Origin of the sequence: Nocardiopsis alborubida (genome assembly GCF_012396365.1) — a bacterium.
Taxonomy (GTDB): domain Bacteria; phylum Actinomycetota; class Actinomycetes; order Streptosporangiales; family Streptosporangiaceae; genus Nocardiopsis; species Nocardiopsis alborubida.
In genome coordinates this window covers 143,410-159,867 of sequence record NZ_JAAXPG010000013.1, presented here as the reverse complement: position 1 = coordinate 159,867, position 16,458 = coordinate 143,410, and the positions used below count along the sequence as shown (strand labels likewise).

Annotated in this window: 19 protein-coding genes; 5 read left to right on the top strand and 14 right to left on the bottom strand. The window is 69.2% G+C overall.

Annotated elements, in window-relative coordinates:
- Positions 1–112 precede the first annotated feature (112 nt).
- On the top strand, positions 113–1,207 hold the full coding sequence (locus HGB44_RS15545) for a serine hydrolase domain-containing protein (protein WP_061079373.1): 1,095 nt from the start codon (positions 113–115) through the stop codon (positions 1,205–1,207).
- Positions 1,208–1,316: 109 nt separating this feature from the next.
- Here the strand turns inward: HGB44_RS15545 and HGB44_RS15540 are convergent, their stop codons facing one another.
- The gene (locus HGB44_RS15540) at positions 1,317–1,667 is read right to left on the bottom strand and encodes a hypothetical protein (protein ID WP_061079372.1); all 351 of its coding nucleotides are present in this window, start codon (positions 1,665–1,667) and stop codon (positions 1,317–1,319) included.
- 562 nt (positions 1,668–2,229) lie between these two features.
- Between HGB44_RS15540 and HGB44_RS15535 the strand changes: the two genes are divergently transcribed.
- On the top strand, positions 2,230–2,835 hold the full coding sequence (locus HGB44_RS15535; RefSeq protein ID WP_061079371.1) for a DUF305 domain-containing protein: 606 nt from the start codon (positions 2,230–2,232) through the stop codon (positions 2,833–2,835).
- Positions 2,836–3,023: 188 nt separating this feature from the next.
- Here the strand turns inward: HGB44_RS15535 and HGB44_RS32840 are convergent, their stop codons facing one another.
- Both HGB44_RS32840 and HGB44_RS15530 read right to left on the bottom strand, forming a co-directional pair.
- The gene (locus HGB44_RS32840; protein WP_061079370.1) at positions 3,024–3,296 is read right to left on the bottom strand and encodes a hypothetical protein; all 273 of its coding nucleotides are present in this window, start codon (positions 3,294–3,296) and stop codon (positions 3,024–3,026) included.
- 214 nt (positions 3,297–3,510) lie between these two features.
- Positions 3,511–4,275 (bottom strand): cytochrome c biogenesis CcdA family protein, encoded by a 765-nt coding sequence (locus tag HGB44_RS15530; RefSeq protein ID WP_061079369.1) that lies wholly within the window; start codon positions 4,273–4,275, stop codon positions 3,511–3,513.
- 599 nt (positions 4,276–4,874) lie between these two features.
- On the opposite strand from HGB44_RS15530, the gene HGB44_RS15525 reads away from it, so the two are divergent.
- Complete coding sequence (locus tag HGB44_RS15525; protein ID WP_061079368.1) at positions 4,875–5,498, top strand: TlpA family protein disulfide reductase; 624 nt, start codon at positions 4,875–4,877, stop codon at positions 5,496–5,498.
- A 350-nt stretch (positions 5,499–5,848) separates the two neighbouring features.
- Here HGB44_RS15525 and HGB44_RS15520 read toward each other — a convergent pair whose 3' ends face one another.
- The 8 genes from HGB44_RS15520 to HGB44_RS15485 form a co-directional block, all read right to left on the bottom strand.
- Positions 5,849–6,811, bottom strand: coding sequence for a M56 family metallopeptidase (locus HGB44_RS15520; protein WP_231972343.1), 963 nt, complete (start codon positions 6,809–6,811; stop codon positions 5,849–5,851).
- Positions 6,811–7,212, bottom strand: a complete 402-nt coding sequence (locus HGB44_RS15515) for a BlaI/MecI/CopY family transcriptional regulator (protein ID WP_082768242.1) — start codon at positions 7,210–7,212, stop codon at positions 6,811–6,813. The genes HGB44_RS15520 and HGB44_RS15515 overlap by 1 nt, the downstream gene beginning before the upstream one ends.
- 3 nt (positions 7,213–7,215) lie before the next feature.
- Positions 7,216–7,440 (bottom strand): SHOCT domain-containing protein, encoded by a 225-nt coding sequence (locus HGB44_RS15510; protein WP_026114483.1) that lies wholly within the window; start codon positions 7,438–7,440, stop codon positions 7,216–7,218.
- Positions 7,441–7,448: 8 nt separating this feature from the next.
- Positions 7,449–7,646, bottom strand: coding sequence for a hypothetical protein (locus HGB44_RS15505; protein WP_168444026.1), 198 nt, complete (start codon positions 7,644–7,646; stop codon positions 7,449–7,451).
- 308 nt (positions 7,647–7,954) lie between these two features.
- On the bottom strand, positions 7,955–8,659 hold the full coding sequence (locus tag HGB44_RS15500; RefSeq protein ID WP_061079383.1) for a DUF2637 domain-containing protein: 705 nt from the start codon (positions 8,657–8,659) through the stop codon (positions 7,955–7,957).
- A gap of 263 nt (positions 8,660–8,922) precedes the next feature.
- Entirely contained in the window at positions 8,923–9,411 is a 489-nt protein-coding gene (locus HGB44_RS15495; RefSeq protein WP_231972338.1) for a GNAT family N-acetyltransferase, read from the bottom strand.
- A gap of 50 nt (positions 9,412–9,461) precedes the next feature.
- Entirely contained in the window at positions 9,462–10,646 is a 1,185-nt protein-coding gene (locus HGB44_RS15490) for an FAD-dependent monooxygenase (protein ID WP_061079365.1), read from the bottom strand.
- A gap of 35 nt (positions 10,647–10,681) precedes the next feature.
- Complete coding sequence (locus tag HGB44_RS15485) at positions 10,682–11,641, bottom strand: quinone oxidoreductase family protein (RefSeq protein WP_061079364.1); 960 nt, start codon at positions 11,639–11,641, stop codon at positions 10,682–10,684.
- Between the two features lie 69 nt (positions 11,642–11,710).
- Between HGB44_RS15485 and HGB44_RS15480 the strand changes: the two genes are divergently transcribed.
- Complete coding sequence (locus HGB44_RS15480; protein ID WP_061079363.1) at positions 11,711–12,367, top strand: TetR/AcrR family transcriptional regulator C-terminal domain-containing protein; 657 nt, start codon at positions 11,711–11,713, stop codon at positions 12,365–12,367.
- Positions 12,368–12,433: 66 nt separating this feature from the next.
- Here the strand turns inward: HGB44_RS15480 and HGB44_RS15475 are convergent, their stop codons facing one another.
- The 3 genes from HGB44_RS15475 to HGB44_RS15465 form a co-directional block, all read right to left on the bottom strand.
- The gene (locus HGB44_RS15475) at positions 12,434–13,648 is read right to left on the bottom strand and encodes a cytochrome P450 (RefSeq protein WP_061079362.1); all 1,215 of its coding nucleotides are present in this window, start codon (positions 13,646–13,648) and stop codon (positions 12,434–12,436) included.
- Positions 13,649–13,807: 159 nt separating this feature from the next.
- The gene (locus HGB44_RS15470; protein ID WP_061079361.1) at positions 13,808–14,605 is read right to left on the bottom strand and encodes a DUF4097 family beta strand repeat-containing protein; all 798 of its coding nucleotides are present in this window, start codon (positions 14,603–14,605) and stop codon (positions 13,808–13,810) included.
- Positions 14,606–14,687: 82 nt separating this feature from the next.
- Positions 14,688–15,233: a histidine kinase gene (locus HGB44_RS15465; RefSeq protein ID WP_325096964.1), complete on the bottom strand. Its 546-nt coding sequence runs from the start codon at positions 15,231–15,233 to the stop codon at positions 14,688–14,690.
- A gap of 253 nt (positions 15,234–15,486) precedes the next feature.
- Between HGB44_RS15465 and HGB44_RS15460 the strand changes: the two genes are divergently transcribed.
- Positions 15,487–16,446, top strand: coding sequence for a sulfite exporter TauE/SafE family protein (locus tag HGB44_RS15460; RefSeq protein ID WP_061079360.1), 960 nt, complete (start codon positions 15,487–15,489; stop codon positions 16,444–16,446).
- The last annotated feature ends 12 nt before the right edge of the window (positions 16,447–16,458 follow it).

The window sequence follows — 16,458 nt, the reverse complement described above, 5'->3', positions numbered from 1 at the left end:
CCCGTTCACCAACAAGTAGGGAACGGTCCCGGACGTCTCGTTTCCCCCATATCGCTTGTTCCAAATACCCCTAGGGCGTATATTCGCAAGACGATCGGGAGAGAGGGAAGTGATGAGGATCGAGGGATTCGTCGCGGACGGGTTCGACACGGTGCGCCAGGTCTTCCAGCGACTGATCGACGAAGAACGCGAGACGGGCGCGGGCCTGTCGGTCTGGCGCGGCGGCGACGAAGTCGTCCGTCTGAGCGGAGGATGGGTCGGCGCCGATCGGCGCCGACCCTGGCGCGAAGACACGCTGGTCCAGCCCTACTCGGTGTCCAAGCCGTTCGCCGCGCTAGCGGCCCTGGTGGCCGTCCGCGACGGCGAACTCGGTCTGGACGAGCCCATCGGCGGCTACTGGCGGGAGTACGGGGTGCGCGGCAAGGAGCACACCACGCTGCGCCACGTGCTCACCCACCAGGCGGGCCAGCCCCGCTTCCCCGCAGTGGCCGCCGAACTGGACCTGTTGGACGACGTCGGGCTACGCCAGAGCTTGGCACAGGCCGCCCCGGAGTACGCCCCCGGGACGTCGCTGGGGGAACACGCGCTCACCTACGGCCACCTGATCGACGGCGTTCTGCGGGCGGGCGCCGGAGCCTCGCTGGCAGAGGTGTTCAACGAGGTGGTGCGTCCGGCTCTGGGGCTGGACGCCTGGTTCGGGGTGCCGACAGGCGAACTGGACCGCGTCGCCGACCTGGAGTACGCCTTCCCCGACTGGCCCGAACGACTCCCGGCGGCACCGTGGTTGCGCGTCCCCACTGGAGCCTTGGACGTGCGCAGGACCAACTCGTCGGCCTGGCGGCAGACGGCCTTCGCCGGTGTGAACCTGCACGCGACCGCGACTTCGGTAGCGGAGTTCTTCTCCCTTCTGACCGACGCGGACGGTCCGTTGCGCGCACTACTGGGGGCCGAACTGCACCGTGAGTACATCTCAGCCCAGGCCACAGGGCGTGATGAGGTCTTCGGGACCGAGCTGACCTGGACACTGGGCCTGCTCCGCGACAACGGAAAGATCGCCAAGGGTGGGATCGGCGGCTCGGCTGCCTGGTGGTCGATCAAACACGGCCACGCATGCGCCTACCTGACGCGTCGGCTGGACGACCATTCCCGTGCCGCCGAGATCGCGACCGCCTTGGAGGACGACCTGACCGTGACCGCCCAGAGGTGAGGTGGAACTCCCGCCGGAATGGCGCGCCATGTGAGCAACGCTCGCGGCGGGAGTCACGCACGCTGCGCCGGTGGGATGCGCAGACGGCGTCCGCGTGAGGCCTGTTGCCTCAACCGCCAATCTGCGGCATGCCGGAGATCTGCTCTATCGCTGTCCGGGCCCAGTCGTGCGCTGCGGCCTGCGAACCCGACTCCGCACCTCGGGCAAGCGGGGAGAGAAGACCGCGCAGAAGCAACCATGCGCGTCGGGTCCTGCCCTGGTCCGGCTCCGGCTGGGTCGCCTCTTCCAGGATCTCGGCAGCCGCATGCCGCGCATCCTCGTTCTCAGTCTCCCCGAGATCGGCCGAGGGGAGACGGTCCAGAATCCTAGCCACCGCGCGGGCGGGGTTCTCGTGCCCTGGTGCGATTTCCGCTTGGTTCTGCACACCCTGGTAGATCTGCGCGCTTCCCCACGCGATCACGTTGCCCTCAACGGTACAACCCTCCTGGAAGACGGGCCCGTTGTAGGTGTCACCGCCGTCGACGACGACCGGCCAAGCGCCTGACGTACCGGTAGTGCGGGACGAGATCTACCCGGCATGGCTTTCGCAAGGCACGAACGCGCCTTCGTCGACCCAGCCCTGGTGTTCATAGAAGCGGCGCACACGGGCGTTGCCGGTAGCAACGGCGAGCAAGGCCCGGTTGTGGCCATGCTCCCCCAACGAGGAGCATGCCTGCCGCATCAGTACCGCAATAAGCCTCCACCACGTGCAGCACCTCTTCCTAGATCACTGAGTTTGGCGCGCCGGATCAGCGGGGAATGAGCCACCGACCAAGTACTATTACCCATAGTTACTAAACAAGCACAGAGAGCGAAAGAGGGGGAATCCCCTCAGCGAGCCTGGAAGAAGTGGATGGGAAGACGCCGCATCGGGTGCATCGAAGAGTACTTCGCCTGCACGGGCTGCGCCGATGCCCACCGAACCGCGAACAAGCCTGCAAAGATCTGCTCGTCTCTCTGAGCTGACAAGGAAGGACACGTCCATGAGCATCCTGGGTAGACAATTTCGACACCGAGCGTCGACCGCGGCCGCATCCACGGTGTTGGTGACAGGGGCCCTGCTCGGTGGTGGTCTCACCATGGCACCGCCCGCGTTCGCCGATGAACCGGCAGCCGAACAGGAGGTGGCCCGTTTCGAGGTCGACTTCATGAAGGACATGATCGACCACCACGCCTTGGGTGTGATGATGGCGCAGACATGCCTGGAGAAGGCGATCCACGAGGAGTTGACGGATCTGTGCCAGACGATCATCGATTCCCAGTCCACTCAGATCGAGACGATGCAGGGATGGCTGCAGGACTGGTACGGCCGCGACCACGAGCCGCAGCTAAGTTCCTATGACCGGCTGTCGGCACGGAATCTCGAACACTGGTCGGGGGACGAGTACGAGATCCAGTTCATGCGATCGATGACCAGCCACCACAAGGGGGCGGTCACTGATTCCGACCGCTGCCTCGACCGCGCCGAACATCCGGAACTGCTCGGCCTGTGCCGCACCATTCACGAGTCGAACAGTAAGCAGATCGACATGATGCAGGGCTGGCTCCAGCAGTGGTACGGCCTGCGGAGCGGATACTCCGGGTACTGACGTAGCAGGCATCCCGCTGTGCTTCGGGAGGATGCGTCCCTCCTGCTCTGCAAAAGAGAAGTCTGGTCCTCAATCGTAGGCCTCACCTCGTTTCCGGAGTGCGTACGCGGTGCACCGGCACTGCGTACGCACCTGATCACCGCGTGGGATTCGCACAGAGCGACTTCTGGGCACCGACCAGCGCAAAGCTAGGCCAAGCGTGGAGAGTCCTCGATCACATGGTGGAATCGGTGATCGAGATGGGCTGCCAGGAAAGCGCCCGAACTGGTGATCAGCAAGGCCCAGGGCAAGGTGTCTCCCTCGCGGCCGTCGCTCAGTAGCATCATGGACACGCCCCACCACCAACCGCCCATCGACAGCGGGAACGAGACCGCCCTCCACTCGGATCCACCGTGGCGCAGGGCGAGTCCGTTCATGGTCGAGCAGGGCACTACGACCGCGGTGACGGCCAACAGCAGCACAGCTTGGACCAGGGCACTGCACAGATCTGACCATCGGGACGCGGAAGTGCCTCAGCCTCGCTTGGGTGGACCACACACAGGTAGTCGACCTTCTTCACCAGAACCTACTCATACCGAGTTCGTGGCTGGGGAACGGGTTCTGGCGGCGCGTGCTGGCCGAAAATACACCTATCGAACTTAGTCGCTTAGACACTTGGGTCGGTGTCCCCATAGATCACAAGGGCAGGGTGTAGCCGCCCGCCAGCCGCTGCATGTCGGCCATGAACACGCTCCACATTCCGCTCACCTGGGCAATACCGATGAGTACCAGCATGGCGCCGCCCACCCGGGACACGATGTCCCCCCGCCGCCGGGCCCAGCTCACCGCGCGCATGGTCTTCGACAACCCGACGGCCGCGGCGAGAAAGGGCAACCCCAGACCGAGCCCGTAAGCGAAGGCGAGAAAGGCGCCGCGCTCCGCCGTTCCGGTGGAGACCGACAGAGTCAGGACCGCGGCCAGTGTGGGCCCCATGCACGGTGTCCACCCCAGACCGAAGAGCACTCCGAGTAGCGGGGCCCCGGCCAGCCCGGAGCGAGGCCGATAAGCGAGCTTGAAAGACCGGCCGATCAAGGGAAACTTGCCCAGCACTCCCATGAACGCCAGGCCGAGGATGATCGTGAGGACGCCGAGGATGCGAATCATGATGTCCTCATATTCGAGCAGTAGCCCGCCCAGACTGCCGAACAGCGCCCCGTAGGCGGCGAAGAGCCCGGAGAAGCCCGCGACGAACAGCAGTGTGCCGACGACCGCACGACTGCGGAACACTCCCCCTGCCGATCTCCCCTGCCCTTCGGCTCCCGACATCCCAGCGATATAGGACAGGTAACCGGGTACCAGTGGCAGGCAGCACGGAGAGACGAACGTGATCGCTCCGGCGGCAAGCGCGAGCGCGATGGCGAAGAGCAACGGGCCGCTGGTGACGATCTGCGCGATGTCCATCGTGTCGGGGACTCCTTCATGGGTGTTGTCCTGTATCGAGCAGGGGGTGCGGCACTACGCCTAAGCTCCTTAGGTATGCTAGGCCGCGGTCCCGCGAGGGCTCATCCGCCCCCGGGAACACTTCCTCACCTGCGCGAAAAGCCGGTCAACCTCCGCCGTTTCCGAGCTTTCGAGCCCGTCCGCGTCGGACACACCCCGGCTCGTCTGCCTCTACCGTTCGGGAGTCCGCATGCCCCTGGCACACCGGATCCGTATCTGCACCCTCTTCGACGATGACCCTGAGCTCTGGCGAGAGTGTCTGAGCACGATCCGATGGCTGTCGGAAGGTTCGATGGCCTCGGACCAGATACCCGAGGAGCGGCTGTGGACCGCAGCCCCTACCTGCTAACCGGGCACCCGCTGTTCACCCACACCCCGACATCGTCAGCCAGTCCACGCCGGCGCTCTGCTACCACCGTCCCGGAGTTCGTCGAACGTCTCTTCCATCGACGCCTGGCCTGGTGCCCCCACCCTGGCAGAGCTGCGCGGTGAGCACCTGCACATGACCGCCCGTCTCTCCCGGCCCAGGTCCACATCCCTGTCCAGCGAGGTTCCCAACGATGCCCTTCCACCGAACCGGCGCTCGTCCGCGCCGCGTGCTCCGAGTGAGTGCGGCTGCCATCGCATTGGCGTTCACCCTCGTCTCGTGCGCAAACACCGACGCAGCCAGCGGCAGCGGTGACGAACGCTATGTCCAGGGCGACGGATCCGAGACCGTGTTTGCGCCCGACGAGCGTCTACCCGCGCCCGAAGTCAGCGGGGAGACTCTTGACGGCGAACCGGTGAGTTTAGAGGACTACCTCGGTGACGTGCTGGTCCTCAACATCTGGGCGAGCTGGTGCGCACCCTGCCGGACGGAGATCCCCGTTCTCAAGGAGGTCTACGCCGAACACCAGGAGTCGGGGCTGGAGTTCCTCGGTATCAACATCAAGGACGACCGCACCGCCGCACGGGCCTTCGTGCGCAACCTGGGAATCTCCTACCCGAGCATCTACGACCAGCCCGGCGTGGTCCCCCAGGCTTTCCGGGACACTGTGCCTCCCCGCGCCATCCCCAGCACGATCGTCATCGACCACGAGGGCCGCATCGCCGCCCGCGTCATCGGCGAGACCACCTATAACCAGTTAACCGATCTCGTCGAGCCCGTGCTCAACGAGCGCAACGGAGAGGCCGGGCCGACGTGACGACGGTGCTCATCCCGGACCAATCGAGCCAGGCAGCGCTTGACGCCGTCGGCGGTGTCTCCGGTGTACCGTCGGTAACCTCACTCGGGATCCGTTCAGCAAGTTCGCGTTCACCGCAGGCCTGGTCACGTCGCTGGCAGTAGGGATAAGGCGAACGATGTACAACCTGGTCTGGCGGATCCTGCCGAACTCGTGACGGCTCTCGGACTTGTCGTCGGGGCCGTGGCTCTGCCGTGGTCCGTCGCCTTTCCCCGATCGACCCCTACCTGCCGTTCAGCGACGTCACCCTGGGCGCCGGAGCACCCGAGGACTGACGGGGAGGCGGACGGCGCCGCCCACCTGGGTCGGACTCAGGGTGTGGGGCAGCAGTGCGCGCCTGCCATGGCGATCGCGGGAATCACCACGACGGCCAGCGGCGCGATGACGACCGCCACCGCAATCGCACCGCCGAGCACCACCTGCCACGGGCTCAGCCGAGTCCGACCGTCGATCAGGCGGCGGACCCGGTTGCCAGTACCGTGCCCGCTCGCGGCCAGGACCGCTTCGGGCATCGGCGACTGCTTCGAGGAGCCGCCCTTGGCCAGGGCCAGCAGAGCTCCAGCGACCGTCAGACGGTCCGTGGCCAAGGTCGCGGCGTCGTCGGCTGCCAACTCGACCAGCCTGGCGGTCTCGGATCGCGCCAGTGCGAACGCCCTGACAAAGGGGAAAGCCCGTTCCACGCCGCGGGTGAGCGCGACCAACAGGTGATGGCGACCGCTCAGGTGCGCCTGTTCGTGAGCCAGCACCGCCTCCAGGCCCGCCTCGTCCAGCGCGGCCAAGGCGGCGCTGGTCAGCACCACGCGGCCGCCCCGGCCCGGCAGGCAGTAGGCGGCGGCCGCCCCATGGTCGAGAACTGTCGCCCCCAGGTGCTCGTTTCCGGTACCGACCATGGCAAGGATCCGCAGATGGTGACGCCGTTCCCGCAGTACCCGCACCCATTCGGCGCTCACCCCGTAGGTGCAGCGCCCGACGATGCCGAAGGCAACGGCCAGTCCGGCGGTGGAGGCGAGCCCTTCCCCAAAGGTGGAGTAGGTACCGCGCAGCATCATCAGACACATCTGTAGCAGCCCGGCCAGGTCAGCGGACAGCGGCAGGACGGGTACGACGACCGCCAGGCCGGCAAGAGCCGCCGCCATCACGACGGACGCCGCCAGCGCCTGCCAGAGGACCAACGCCAGACGTGGAGCCCGCTCCACCCAGGCGGCCCGGGCCAGCAGTGGAGCGGCCACGGCGATTCCCACCGCCGAATAGGCCGCTAGAACCAGCGTGACCATCACGCGGCGCCCCCTTCGCGCTCATCCTCCCTGATCCGCGCTCCGGCCAGACGATCCGTCAGTTCAGCGATCTCGCCAGGATCCATACTGTCCACGAATCGAGCGAGCGCGGCGCCCCGATCCTGCGTTTCGTCCAGGGCATGGTGCATCAGTCTGGCGATGTAGTCCTCACGAGTGGCCGTGGCCCAGTACCGATAGGCTCGGCCTTCCAGTCCGCGGTCCAGCCAGCCCTTGCCATGCAGAATGTTCATCACCGTCTGCACAGTCGTGAAGGCCGGTACCGGTTCGCGGTCAAGCTGGTTGAGGACCTCGCGTACCAGCAGCGGGTGCTCGGCGTCCCACACCACTTCCATGATCGCGGCTTCCAGAGCACCGAACCGCTGCACGATGTCCGCCTCCACTCGTCATTCCATGTCGATCTTGCGCTGCAGGTATTCCTCGCGGTCGATCTCTCCCGCAGCGTACCTGCGGCGCAACTCCTCCTGAGCTGAGTCTGCTTCGAGTCGCGAAGGGCTCTTCCGCCGAGTCATCGACCGGCCCCACCACACACTCCCGGCCACGGCAAGGCCGAACAGGAAGACCAGGAGAAGCAGCGATCCGCCCATCATCCACGGGCCCAGCATGCCCATGCCGCCTATCATTCCCATTCCGCACATGACAGTTCCTCCCTTTCACCACCGCCCAGATTCCACAGGATGGGTATGCCCGGTTCGCTGCAGCTGCCCGCGTACACCGTCTGCGGGTCGTCAGGATGGAACGCCAGGTTGTTGTTTCCCATGTCTTCCCTGTGTTCTGGTTGAAAAGTGGTGGTGTGCGGTGCTCCGGTGGCCGTCACACGCCGTATCCTCAGCGCTTCCTCTGCAAGGAAGCGAGGTCGTCGATCCGACTGTGTTCGGCCCTCAGCCGCTCAACTTCGGTGCGCAGACACGCTGTCTCCTCCTACGTGTCGGTCATCTCGGCTGAGCAGGAGGCGCCGCGCATGCCACGCATCATCAGCAGCATGGAAGCGGACACACGAGCGCGACTGCGATCCCAAACGCGGAACCTGCCCGCTGGGGTGATCGCAGAGCGTTCAACGCCAAGTTAATACCGGCCAAGAAGGGATCGCGGCCACCCGGCACGGATCCACTGCTGCGACAAGGGCTATCCAGCTTCTGCGAGGAGGCTTCCCCGTTGCCCTCGCTGTTTGACCAGTCGGCCCCAGCGCTCCTTACGGCCGAAGTGCGCTCCAATCTCCTTCCCGCTCGGCAGTTTTCCCGTCTGCTGTTGCCGCTCCAGCGCCCACCGCCAAGCCCTGTCCTGAAACGGAGACAGAGTTGGCTCGCCTGCAGTCTCCTCGACCGTGTCACGCACGATCTGCAGATCAGTGGTTCCTGATACCTCTGGTGCCTCGATGCCTTCCTGGACTTCCCGCGTCTCCGCTTCGGGGGCCTGGCCATGGGCTGCGGATGCACTGCGTATGCTCCGCGCGGTTGCGCGGAACTCTCGCATGAGCAGCTCGTAGGCGCCGATCAGCGCGAAGCTCGGCCAGGCGTGGATGATGCGCGACCACATCGTGGGGTCGGCGACCGCGACGTTGGCCGCCAGGGAAGCACCGGACCCGATGATCAGCAGCGCCCACGGCAGCAGGCCGCCCTTGCGGCCGTTGCGGGCGTCGCTCAACAGCGTCATGGAGGCGCCCACGATCATCCCGTCGACCGAGAGCGGGAACAGGGCCGCGCGCCACTCGGGCTCACCGTGGCGCAGGGCGAGTTCGTACATGTGCGAGTAGGACACCACCGCGGCGATCACGGCCAGCATCAGCACGGCAGCGATAGTGGTCCAGCGAGACCAGCGGGAAGAATCCATCAGACTCACCGCCCGTCCAGCGACAGGTCGATGCTCAGGACCAGGGAACTCGGGCCCTGTGGGGGAATGGTCGAAGTCCCCCCTCGGACACAAACGAAGGCCCTGCTCGGCAGGGCCTTTTTTGCTGCCCGGGTCGCGGGGGTCGATCGGGGCGGCGCGGACGCGCCGTTCCCCGAGGGACCGGCCGCCCCCGGGGCCCGGAGGGGCGTCGTCGCCGACGCGCCCGCTCCGCCCCGCCCCTGGAGGCGCCGCCGGTCCCCGGTTCAGCTGAGCCGGAGGGTGAAGCACCTGGCCATCGGTTCGCCGACGTAGGGCCCGTAGCCGTCGGTCCGCTGGTAGCCCTCGCGCTCGTAGAACCGGATCGCGTCGGGCTGCTTCACGCCGGTGGACAGCACCAGTGAGCTGATCCCGTGCCCCCTGGCGTGGTCCTCCAGTGCGCGCAGGACGCGGGTCGCCACGCCGGTGCCGCGTGCCTGCGGGGTCACGTACATCCGCTTGATCTCGGCCGTGCCGTCGTCCAGCAGGCGTAAGGCGCCGCAGCCGATCGCGTCGCCGCCCGGGTCGCGGGCGACGAGGAACACGCTGACGGTCTCGGCGGTCGGCGGTTCGGTCTCCTGGTCGGGCATGTTGTAGCGGGCCGCCAGTTCGACCTGCATGGCCCGGCGCAGCCGGACGCCGTCCGCGCCGTCCCACGGCTGCTCCGCGATGTCCACGGTCATGATGTCCCTCGTTTCGTGGTTCTCGTGTCTCACAGGAGATGTCTACTTCACGGGCGGGCTCGCGACTGCACGGGCCGGCTCGTTCATGCCGGCACCCCGGCACGGGCCCTCGCCGACCTGCGCTCCCTCACCGCGCACACGAGGCGCAGGACCACCGAGCGAAGCGCCTCCACGGGACGGCTCGACGGCACGAACATCTGCTGCTTCAGCCGCGCGATGCGCTGGTGCCTCCTGACGAACGGGCGCAGCCCCGACTCCCAGGCGGTCAGGGCGGCGTCAAGGTCGTCCGGGGACTCCAGCAGCGCCCTGCCCAGATCGGCGCCGCCTCGGAGGGCGAGCGTGGCGCCCATGCCCGAGTAGAGGTTCGGACACCACGCCGCGTCGCCCAGCAGGACGACCCGTCCGCTGCTCCACCGGGGCATCCTCACCTGGTGCACCGAGTCGAACAGGAACTCCGGCGCCCTCTCCAGGGCCGCCAGGGCGTGCCGCACCGCGGGGTCGTCCATCCCGGCGAAGACCGTGCGCAGGCGCTGGACCACGGACCCGGTGAACTGCTTCCGGGTGTCCTCGGTGCGGTAGGTCAGCAGGACGGTGGGAGGCCGGTCGGCGAGTCCGAACACCCACACCGCACGGCCCGCGCGGGCGCTGATGACGCTGTCCGCCTCGTCGAAGGACGGGACCTGTTCCTGGAGCTGGAACGCGCAGATCATCGCGTCCCAGTTCGTCATGTAGTCCTCGTCCGGGCCGAAGACCGTGCGGCGCACGCTCGACCGCAGCCCGTCCGCGCCGACGACCAGGTCGAAGCCCTCGGAGTACCGCGCGCCGGTACCGGCCTCCTCGAACAGCACCCGCACCTCGCCGCCGACAGCGCGGATCTCCACGGGTGCGGTCGCGAACCGCACGTCGACGGGCTCGTTCGTCCCGTCCCCGCAGGCGCTCCGCCAGAGAGCGGCTTCGACGTCACCGCGAAGCACCGCCGCGGGGTCGCCCGGCTGGTGCAGGAAACCCACGCCCGGCTCACGCCTCCCGCGCCGGGTCAGCGACCACGCCTTTCCGCCGTCGGGCGGATTGCGGATGTGGAGGTGGTCGGCGATACCGAGGTCGACGGCCGCCTGCCTGCCCTCCGCCATCAGGCCGACGAAGTAACCGCCTTGTCGGCGTTCCGGGGCCCGTTCGACGATCACCGGTGTCCAGCCGGCCTGTCGCAGCCCGATCGCCGCGGACATGCCCGCGATCCCCAGCCCGACGACCAGTACGCGTTTGTGCACGATGCCGTTCTCCTCCCTCCTCGGATCGGGTCCGGTCAGTCCGGGACGATGACGGCGCGGGCGCGCCCCTGGTGCGCCCAGGCCTCGCCGACGCGGCTGAGCGGGTAGACGGTGTACGACGCGTCGAAGGTGCCGTCGGCGAACCGGGCGATGATCTCGGGAAACTCGGCGATCATCCGCGCCTTCGAGACCGAGCCCGCGCCGCTGCCGCTGATCCGGATCCGCCGGCTGCGCAGCAGCGCCGCGGGCAGCGCCGCCTCGGCTCCGGCGAGCGAGCCGATCTGCACGTAGTCGAGGGCCGCGCCGTCTTCGTCCATGCCCGCCCTCCCCAGTGCGGCGAAGGCGGCCTCGGCGGCGGGACCCCACACGAAGTCGAGCACGAGGGTGGGCTGCGCCTCGTCGACGGCCGCACCGAGGGCGGCCGTCCAGGTGTCGGGTGCGTCGGCCGCGAGGGCGACGGTGACGGCGCCGAGGCCGCGCAGCCGTTCCAGGGCCTCGCGGTCGCGCCCGGCCGCGATGACGCGCTTCGCACCGAGGGAGAGTGCCGCCCGCACGGCCAGGCCGCCTGACGCTCCGGTCGCGCCGAGTACCAGCACGGTGCCCAGCTCGCCCGCCTCCTCGCGCCGGGCGGCCAACGCCATCCAGCCGGACATGGCGGGGTTCATGCCGGCGGCGACCGCGAGCGGATCGGCCCCGGCGGGCAGCGCCACCTCGAACGGGGTGACCAGCCATTCGGCCATCGTGCCCCAAGGCGCCCGGGCGAAGCCCGTGTAGACCAGCTGCCCGTCGTCGGTCCGAGCCACGGCGTCGATGCCCGGCACGAGGGGATACGCCCGTCCGCTGCCGTAGTGACGGCCGGAGGCCAGCCCGCGGACGATGTGGTGCAGACCTGCGCCCACGAGCCGCAGCGGACGCTCGCCCGGCCGCGGCTCCGGGTCCGGGAAGTCCGCGCAGACCGGGGCCGCTTCGGGGGTGTTGACGATGGCAGCACGCATGACAAGCTCCTGAACTTTGTTCAATTCTGGCGTCTCCCAACCTGCCTGAACTTTGTTAAAGTGTCAACCGTGGCAAAAGGCATCACGCGGGAGCGGATCGTGGCGGCGGCACTGGAGCTGCTCAATGAGAGGGGCATGGACGCCCTCACCGTCCGCGCGCTCGCCTCCCGGCTCGATGTGGGAGCCCCCGCGCTGTACTGGCACGTCCGCAACAAGCAGGAACTGCTGGACGAGATGAGCACGGTCGTCATGCGCCGCGTCACCGACGCGCTCTCGGAGATCACCCCCGGGGCCGACTGGCGCGGTGACATGGCCGCCTACGCCCGCGTCCTGCGCTCGGAGTACCTGCTCTACCGGGACGGGGCGCGCATCTTCAGCGGCACGCGGGTCTCCGACCCGGCAGTGGTGAAGGCGAAGGAGCCCTGGTTCGCGCGTCTGACCGCGGCCGGGTTCACGCTCGTCGAGGCGGATGACGCCCTCGACCTGGTCATCGCGTTCGTGGTCGGCTTCGTCATCGAGGAACAGGAGCGGGGCCAGCCTGACGGCGCCGACCCGGACCGTTACTCGCTCGCCGAGCGTGACGTGTGGCTGGGTGAGGGCGCCGAACTGGTCAAGGCCGCCGGGCACCTCCGCGACGACGGTGACCGGAGGTTCGAACGGCAGCTCGGCGTCGTCCTCGACGGGCTCGCCGCCCGCCTGCGCGGTCCCCTCGCGTCGTCACCGTAGAGGGGCGCTCGTCGGCCGAACGGCCGGGTGTCCGGTGACGCGCGGGGGCGCGTCACCGGATCGCGGTCACGCGTCCCAGGTGACCGGGAGGCTCTTCAGCCCGTGGATGTCCGCGGTCTCCGGACGCAGGCCGGCCTCGACCTCCTCCGCGGGCACGGCCAGGCGCAGCGTGGGGAAGCGGTCGAACAGCGCGGGCAGCGCGACCCGCAGCTCGACGCGGGCCAGCTGCTGGCCCAGGCACTGGTGGATGCCGTGGCCGAAGGCCAGGTGCCCGCCCTCCCGCCTGCGGACGTCGAGCACGTGGGGATCGGTGAAGCGCTCGGGATCGCGGTTGGCGGTGTTGTACGACAGGATGACCGTCGTACCGGCCTCGACGGTCCGGCCTCCCAGCTCGACGTCCTCCAGCGCCGTCCTCATGAACGTCTTGGCCACGCTCAGGTACCGCAGCAGCTCCTCCACGGCCCCGTCCGCGGCCTCGGGACCGGAGCGCAGCGCGGCCAGCTGCGCCGGGTCGCGCAGCAGCGCGAAGGTGCCCAGCGCCAGCGTGTTCGCGGTGGTGTCGAATCCGGCCGCCAACAGGATCAGGGCGATCCCCCTCAGCTCCTCGTCGGTCAGGTCGCCGCCGGCGAGTTCGCTGAGCACGTCGTCGGTGGGGTCCGCGCGCTTGGCGGCCACCAGTTCCGCGAGGTAGCGCTGGGTCTGGGTGTAGGCCGCGATCTGTTCCTCGTCGCTCGCCTCCCCGCCGAGGAACGCCTCGATCTGCTCCTGGAAGGAGTCCCGGTCCCGGTACGGCACCCCCAGCAGCTCGCAGATCACGACGGCGGGGACGGGTCTGGCGAACGCGGCCACCAGGTCCGCCGTCGGCCCGGCCTCCTCCATCGCGTCCAGGTGCTCGGCGGTGATCTGCTCGACGCGCTCGGTGAGCATCCGCATCCGCCGAACGGTGAACCTGCCCACCAGCGGTCTGCGGTAGCGGCTGTGCTGGGGTTCGTCCATGAGGAGGAACTCCCCGGGCGGCGCCGGGGGAACCTCGATGTCGCCGTAGTCGATCAGCGGATGGTGCCGCATCAGCTCCTTGCGGGAGCTGAAGCGCGGGTCGGCCAGGACCGACCTGACCAGGTCGTACCCGGTGACCAGCCATCCCTGGTGGCCGTCGGGGAAGGCGTAGCGGCTGATGGGGCCGTGCTCGCGCGCCCGGACCAGTTCCCGGGGAGGGTCGAAGGGGCAGCCGGGCTGACGCGCCGTCGGCAGCGCCGTGACGGTGTGGAGGGGTGTGCTCATGGCCGTTACCTCGTCTGGTGGTGGTGTGTGTCCGACACGGCCGGGGACCGTGTCACGTCGTCGTCCTCGCGGGGTCCGGTCGGCACCCTGCGCAGTCCGGTGACCGTGACGGCCGGACGGGGGGTGTACCGGTTCGTGTCCGGTCTCGTCTCTGTCCGTTCAGGACCGGTGGACCATGACGTCGCCGTGGATGCTGCGGGCGCGGATCTCGACGGTCTCCTCGGCGGGGCCGGGGCCGTCGGCGGCCTCCAGGGAGCTGCGCACGACGCCCTTCTTGGACACCGCGTCCAGCCAGGCGGCGGTACCCTCGCGGACGCCGACCTCCAGCTCGCCGAAGGCGGTCTCGACGTCGACGCCGCCCCGGACCACCTCGCCGAGTCGGATGCTGCCGTGGTGGGCGCGCGCGGTGACGGAGGCCAGGGCGCGGTCGGCGGTGATGTCACCGTGCGCGGAGTTGGCCCGCAGGTCCCCGGTCACCGTGCCGAGGGTGAGGGCCCCGCCCGTGGACTTGACCACGGCGGAGCCGTCGATCTCCCCCGCGCGGACCCAGCCGTACCCCGTGGTGAGCTCGGCGTTGCCGGTGACGCGGTCCACGGTGATGTTGCCGTGGGAGAGGGCGATCTCGCACGCGCCCAGTGGCCCCTCGCAGCGGACGCCGCCGAAGCCGCCGGTGGCGTGGACGCGCGAGCCCGCGGGCAGTTCGACGGTGACGTCGACCATGCCCTTGCGCCCGATCACGCGGCCCAGGCCCGAGGGCTGGGGGTCCCTCACCTGGAGGCGGCCTCCGGCGTAGTCGACCTCGACCTGCTCGGCGGCTCGCACGTCGCTCTCCTTGGCCTCGTCGCGCGGGCGGATCTCGACGGTGGTCTCGGCGCGGCCTCCGGCGCTGATCTGGAGGGTTCCGGCGACCAGGGTGATGTCGGCGGTGACGGGTTCGGGGGTGTCGAAGGTTCGCATGGCTGTCTCCCTGACGTGGCGCTGGTGGTCGTCCCCCTGGTGGGAGACGGGGTGGTGGTGGAGGTCCGGCGGCCGGGTCCGGTCAGCGGACCCAGCCGGTGTAGCCGCGGCCGATCTGGCGTGCCCGGGTGTCGGGCCGGCGCCTGCCGCTGTCGAGCGACGCGGTCACCGCGCGCACCAGCCAGGCGTTGACCGACAGCCCCTCGCCGCGGGCCGCCTCCTCGACGTGCGGCTTGAGGCGGTCGGGCAGGCGCAGGGTGATCCGCGACGTGCCCCCGTCCTCGGCGTCGGTCCGGAGCCGCTCCGCGAGGTCCCGGTCGACCTCTGTGGCGTCACCCTGGTGCGTCTGTGGCGTCATCAGGACGTCGTCTCCGGCGTCCTCGAAATCGGGTGACGTCACGATGAAGTCGGTCCGCCGTCCGCGCAGCCGAACCTCGACCGATCCGGGTGCGAGGTCGCGCGTGATCTCGTCCGCGGCGGCGGAGAGCGCGTCCAGCAGGGTCAACCGCGCAGCGGGCTCCAGAGCCGCACTGAGGCGCTCGGCAATGACACGGGTGTCCTCGTCCCCGGCTTCGGCGGCCACCTGGAGTTGGCGGCGGAGTTCGTCGACATACGGCATCAGATCCATGACGTCACTATGACGTCAGAGGTGATGTCGTGTCAAGCCCCCGATATCCGGACCCGACGTCACGCCCATCCCCACCACCGCCCGGAGCGCCGCTTGCCCACTATTCCTACCAACATGGTAGATTTACCTCCGTCGCCAGGTCGGCGCCGGGTCCGGCGCCGACGGCGGACCGACCCCGGGCGCTCCGGTCCGGGGCCGGGAACCGCGCCGACCTCCACCGCCCCCGCGTATCCCTCCCCACCGGAAGGCCCACATGCGCACGCTCGTCATCCTCGCCGTCGCGGGATTCCTCGCCCAGCTCGTCGACGGCAGTCTCGGCATGGCCTACGGCGTCACCTCCACCACCCTGCTCCTGCTCTTCGGCACCAACCCGGCCGCGGCCTCGGCCACGGTCCACCTCGCCGAGATCGGCACCACGCTGGCCTCGGGCGTCTCGCACTGGCGCCTGGGCAACGTCGACTGGAAGGTCGTCCGGCGCATCGCGCTGCCCGGCGCGATCGGCTCGTTCGCCGGGGCGACCTTCCTGAGCTGGCTGTCCACCGAGGCCGCCCAGCCGGTCATGTCCGGCATCCTGCTCGCGCTCGGCCTCTACATCCTCATCCGCTTCACCGCGTGGGGCACCCCGACCCGCAACCTGGACAAGCCCCTGCGCAGGCGCTTCCTGGCACCGCTCGGACTGGTGGGCGGGTTCGTCGACGCCACCGGAGGCGGCGGCTGGGGCCCGGTCGGCACCCCCGCCCTACTGGCCAGCGGGCGCATGGAGCCGCGCAAGGTCGTCGGCACCATCGACACCAGCGAGTTCATCGTCGCCCTCGCCGCCAGCCTCGGCTTCCTCGTCGGGCTGGGCGCGGCCGGGATCAACGTCGGCTGGGTGCTCGCGCTGCTGATCAGCGGCATCATCGCGGCGCCGATCGCCGCCTGGATCGTGCGCTACATCCCGCCCCGGATCCTCGGTTCGCTGGTCGGCGGGCTGATCGTGCTGACCAACACCCGGACGCTACTCGGCACCGAGTGGCTGACCCTTCCCCCGGCGGTCCAAACGGCCGTCTACGTGCTCGTGTGGGCGGCGTGGATCGGCGCCGCGGCCTGGTCGCTGCGCGCCCACCTCGTCGAGCGCCGCACCGCCCCCGCGGTCCCGGAGGAGGGCGCGGAGCCGGGCACGGCGCGCGACGCGGAGCGGGAGGAGCAGCGGTCCCCCGGCACCACGTCCTGAGACGGGCCCCGG

Bases quoted from the DNA above. Each gene is read 5' to 3' on its own strand.
- HGB44_RS15545 (WP_061079373.1), top strand. From the start codon at position 113: ATGAGGATCGAGGGATTCGTCGCGGACGGGTTCGACACGGTGCGCCAG.
- HGB44_RS15470 (WP_061079361.1), bottom strand. From the start codon at position 14,605: ATGCGAACCTTCGACACCCCCGAACCCGTCACCGCCGACATCACCCTG.
- HGB44_RS15510 (WP_026114483.1), bottom strand. From the start codon at position 7,440: ATGGGCATGCTGGGCCCGTGGATGATGGGCGGATCGCTGCTTCTCCTG.
- HGB44_RS15485 (WP_061079364.1), bottom strand. From the start codon at position 11,641: ATGCGTGCTGCCATCGTCAACACCCCCGAAGCGGCCCCGGTCTGCGCG.
- HGB44_RS15465 (WP_325096964.1), bottom strand. From the start codon at position 15,233: ATGGATCTGATGCCGTATGTCGACGAACTCCGCCGCCAACTCCAGGTG.
- HGB44_RS15525 (WP_061079368.1), top strand. From the start codon at position 4,875: ATGCCCTTCCACCGAACCGGCGCTCGTCCGCGCCGCGTGCTCCGAGTG.
- HGB44_RS15530 (WP_061079369.1), bottom strand. From the start codon at position 4,275: ATGGACATCGCGCAGATCGTCACCAGCGGCCCGTTGCTCTTCGCCATC.
- HGB44_RS15520 (WP_231972343.1), bottom strand. From the start codon at position 6,811: ATGGTCACGCTGGTTCTAGCGGCCTATTCGGCGGTGGGAATCGCCGTG.
- HGB44_RS15475 (WP_061079362.1), bottom strand. From the start codon at position 13,648: ATGAGCACACCCCTCCACACCGTCACGGCGCTGCCGACGGCGCGTCAG.
- HGB44_RS15500 (WP_061079383.1), bottom strand. From the start codon at position 8,659: ATGGATTCTTCCCGCTGGTCTCGCTGGACCACTATCGCTGCCGTGCTG.
- HGB44_RS15460 (WP_061079360.1), top strand. From the start codon at position 15,487: ATGCGCACGCTCGTCATCCTCGCCGTCGCGGGATTCCTCGCCCAGCTC.
- HGB44_RS15535 (WP_061079371.1), top strand. From the start codon at position 2,230: ATGAGCATCCTGGGTAGACAATTTCGACACCGAGCGTCGACCGCGGCC.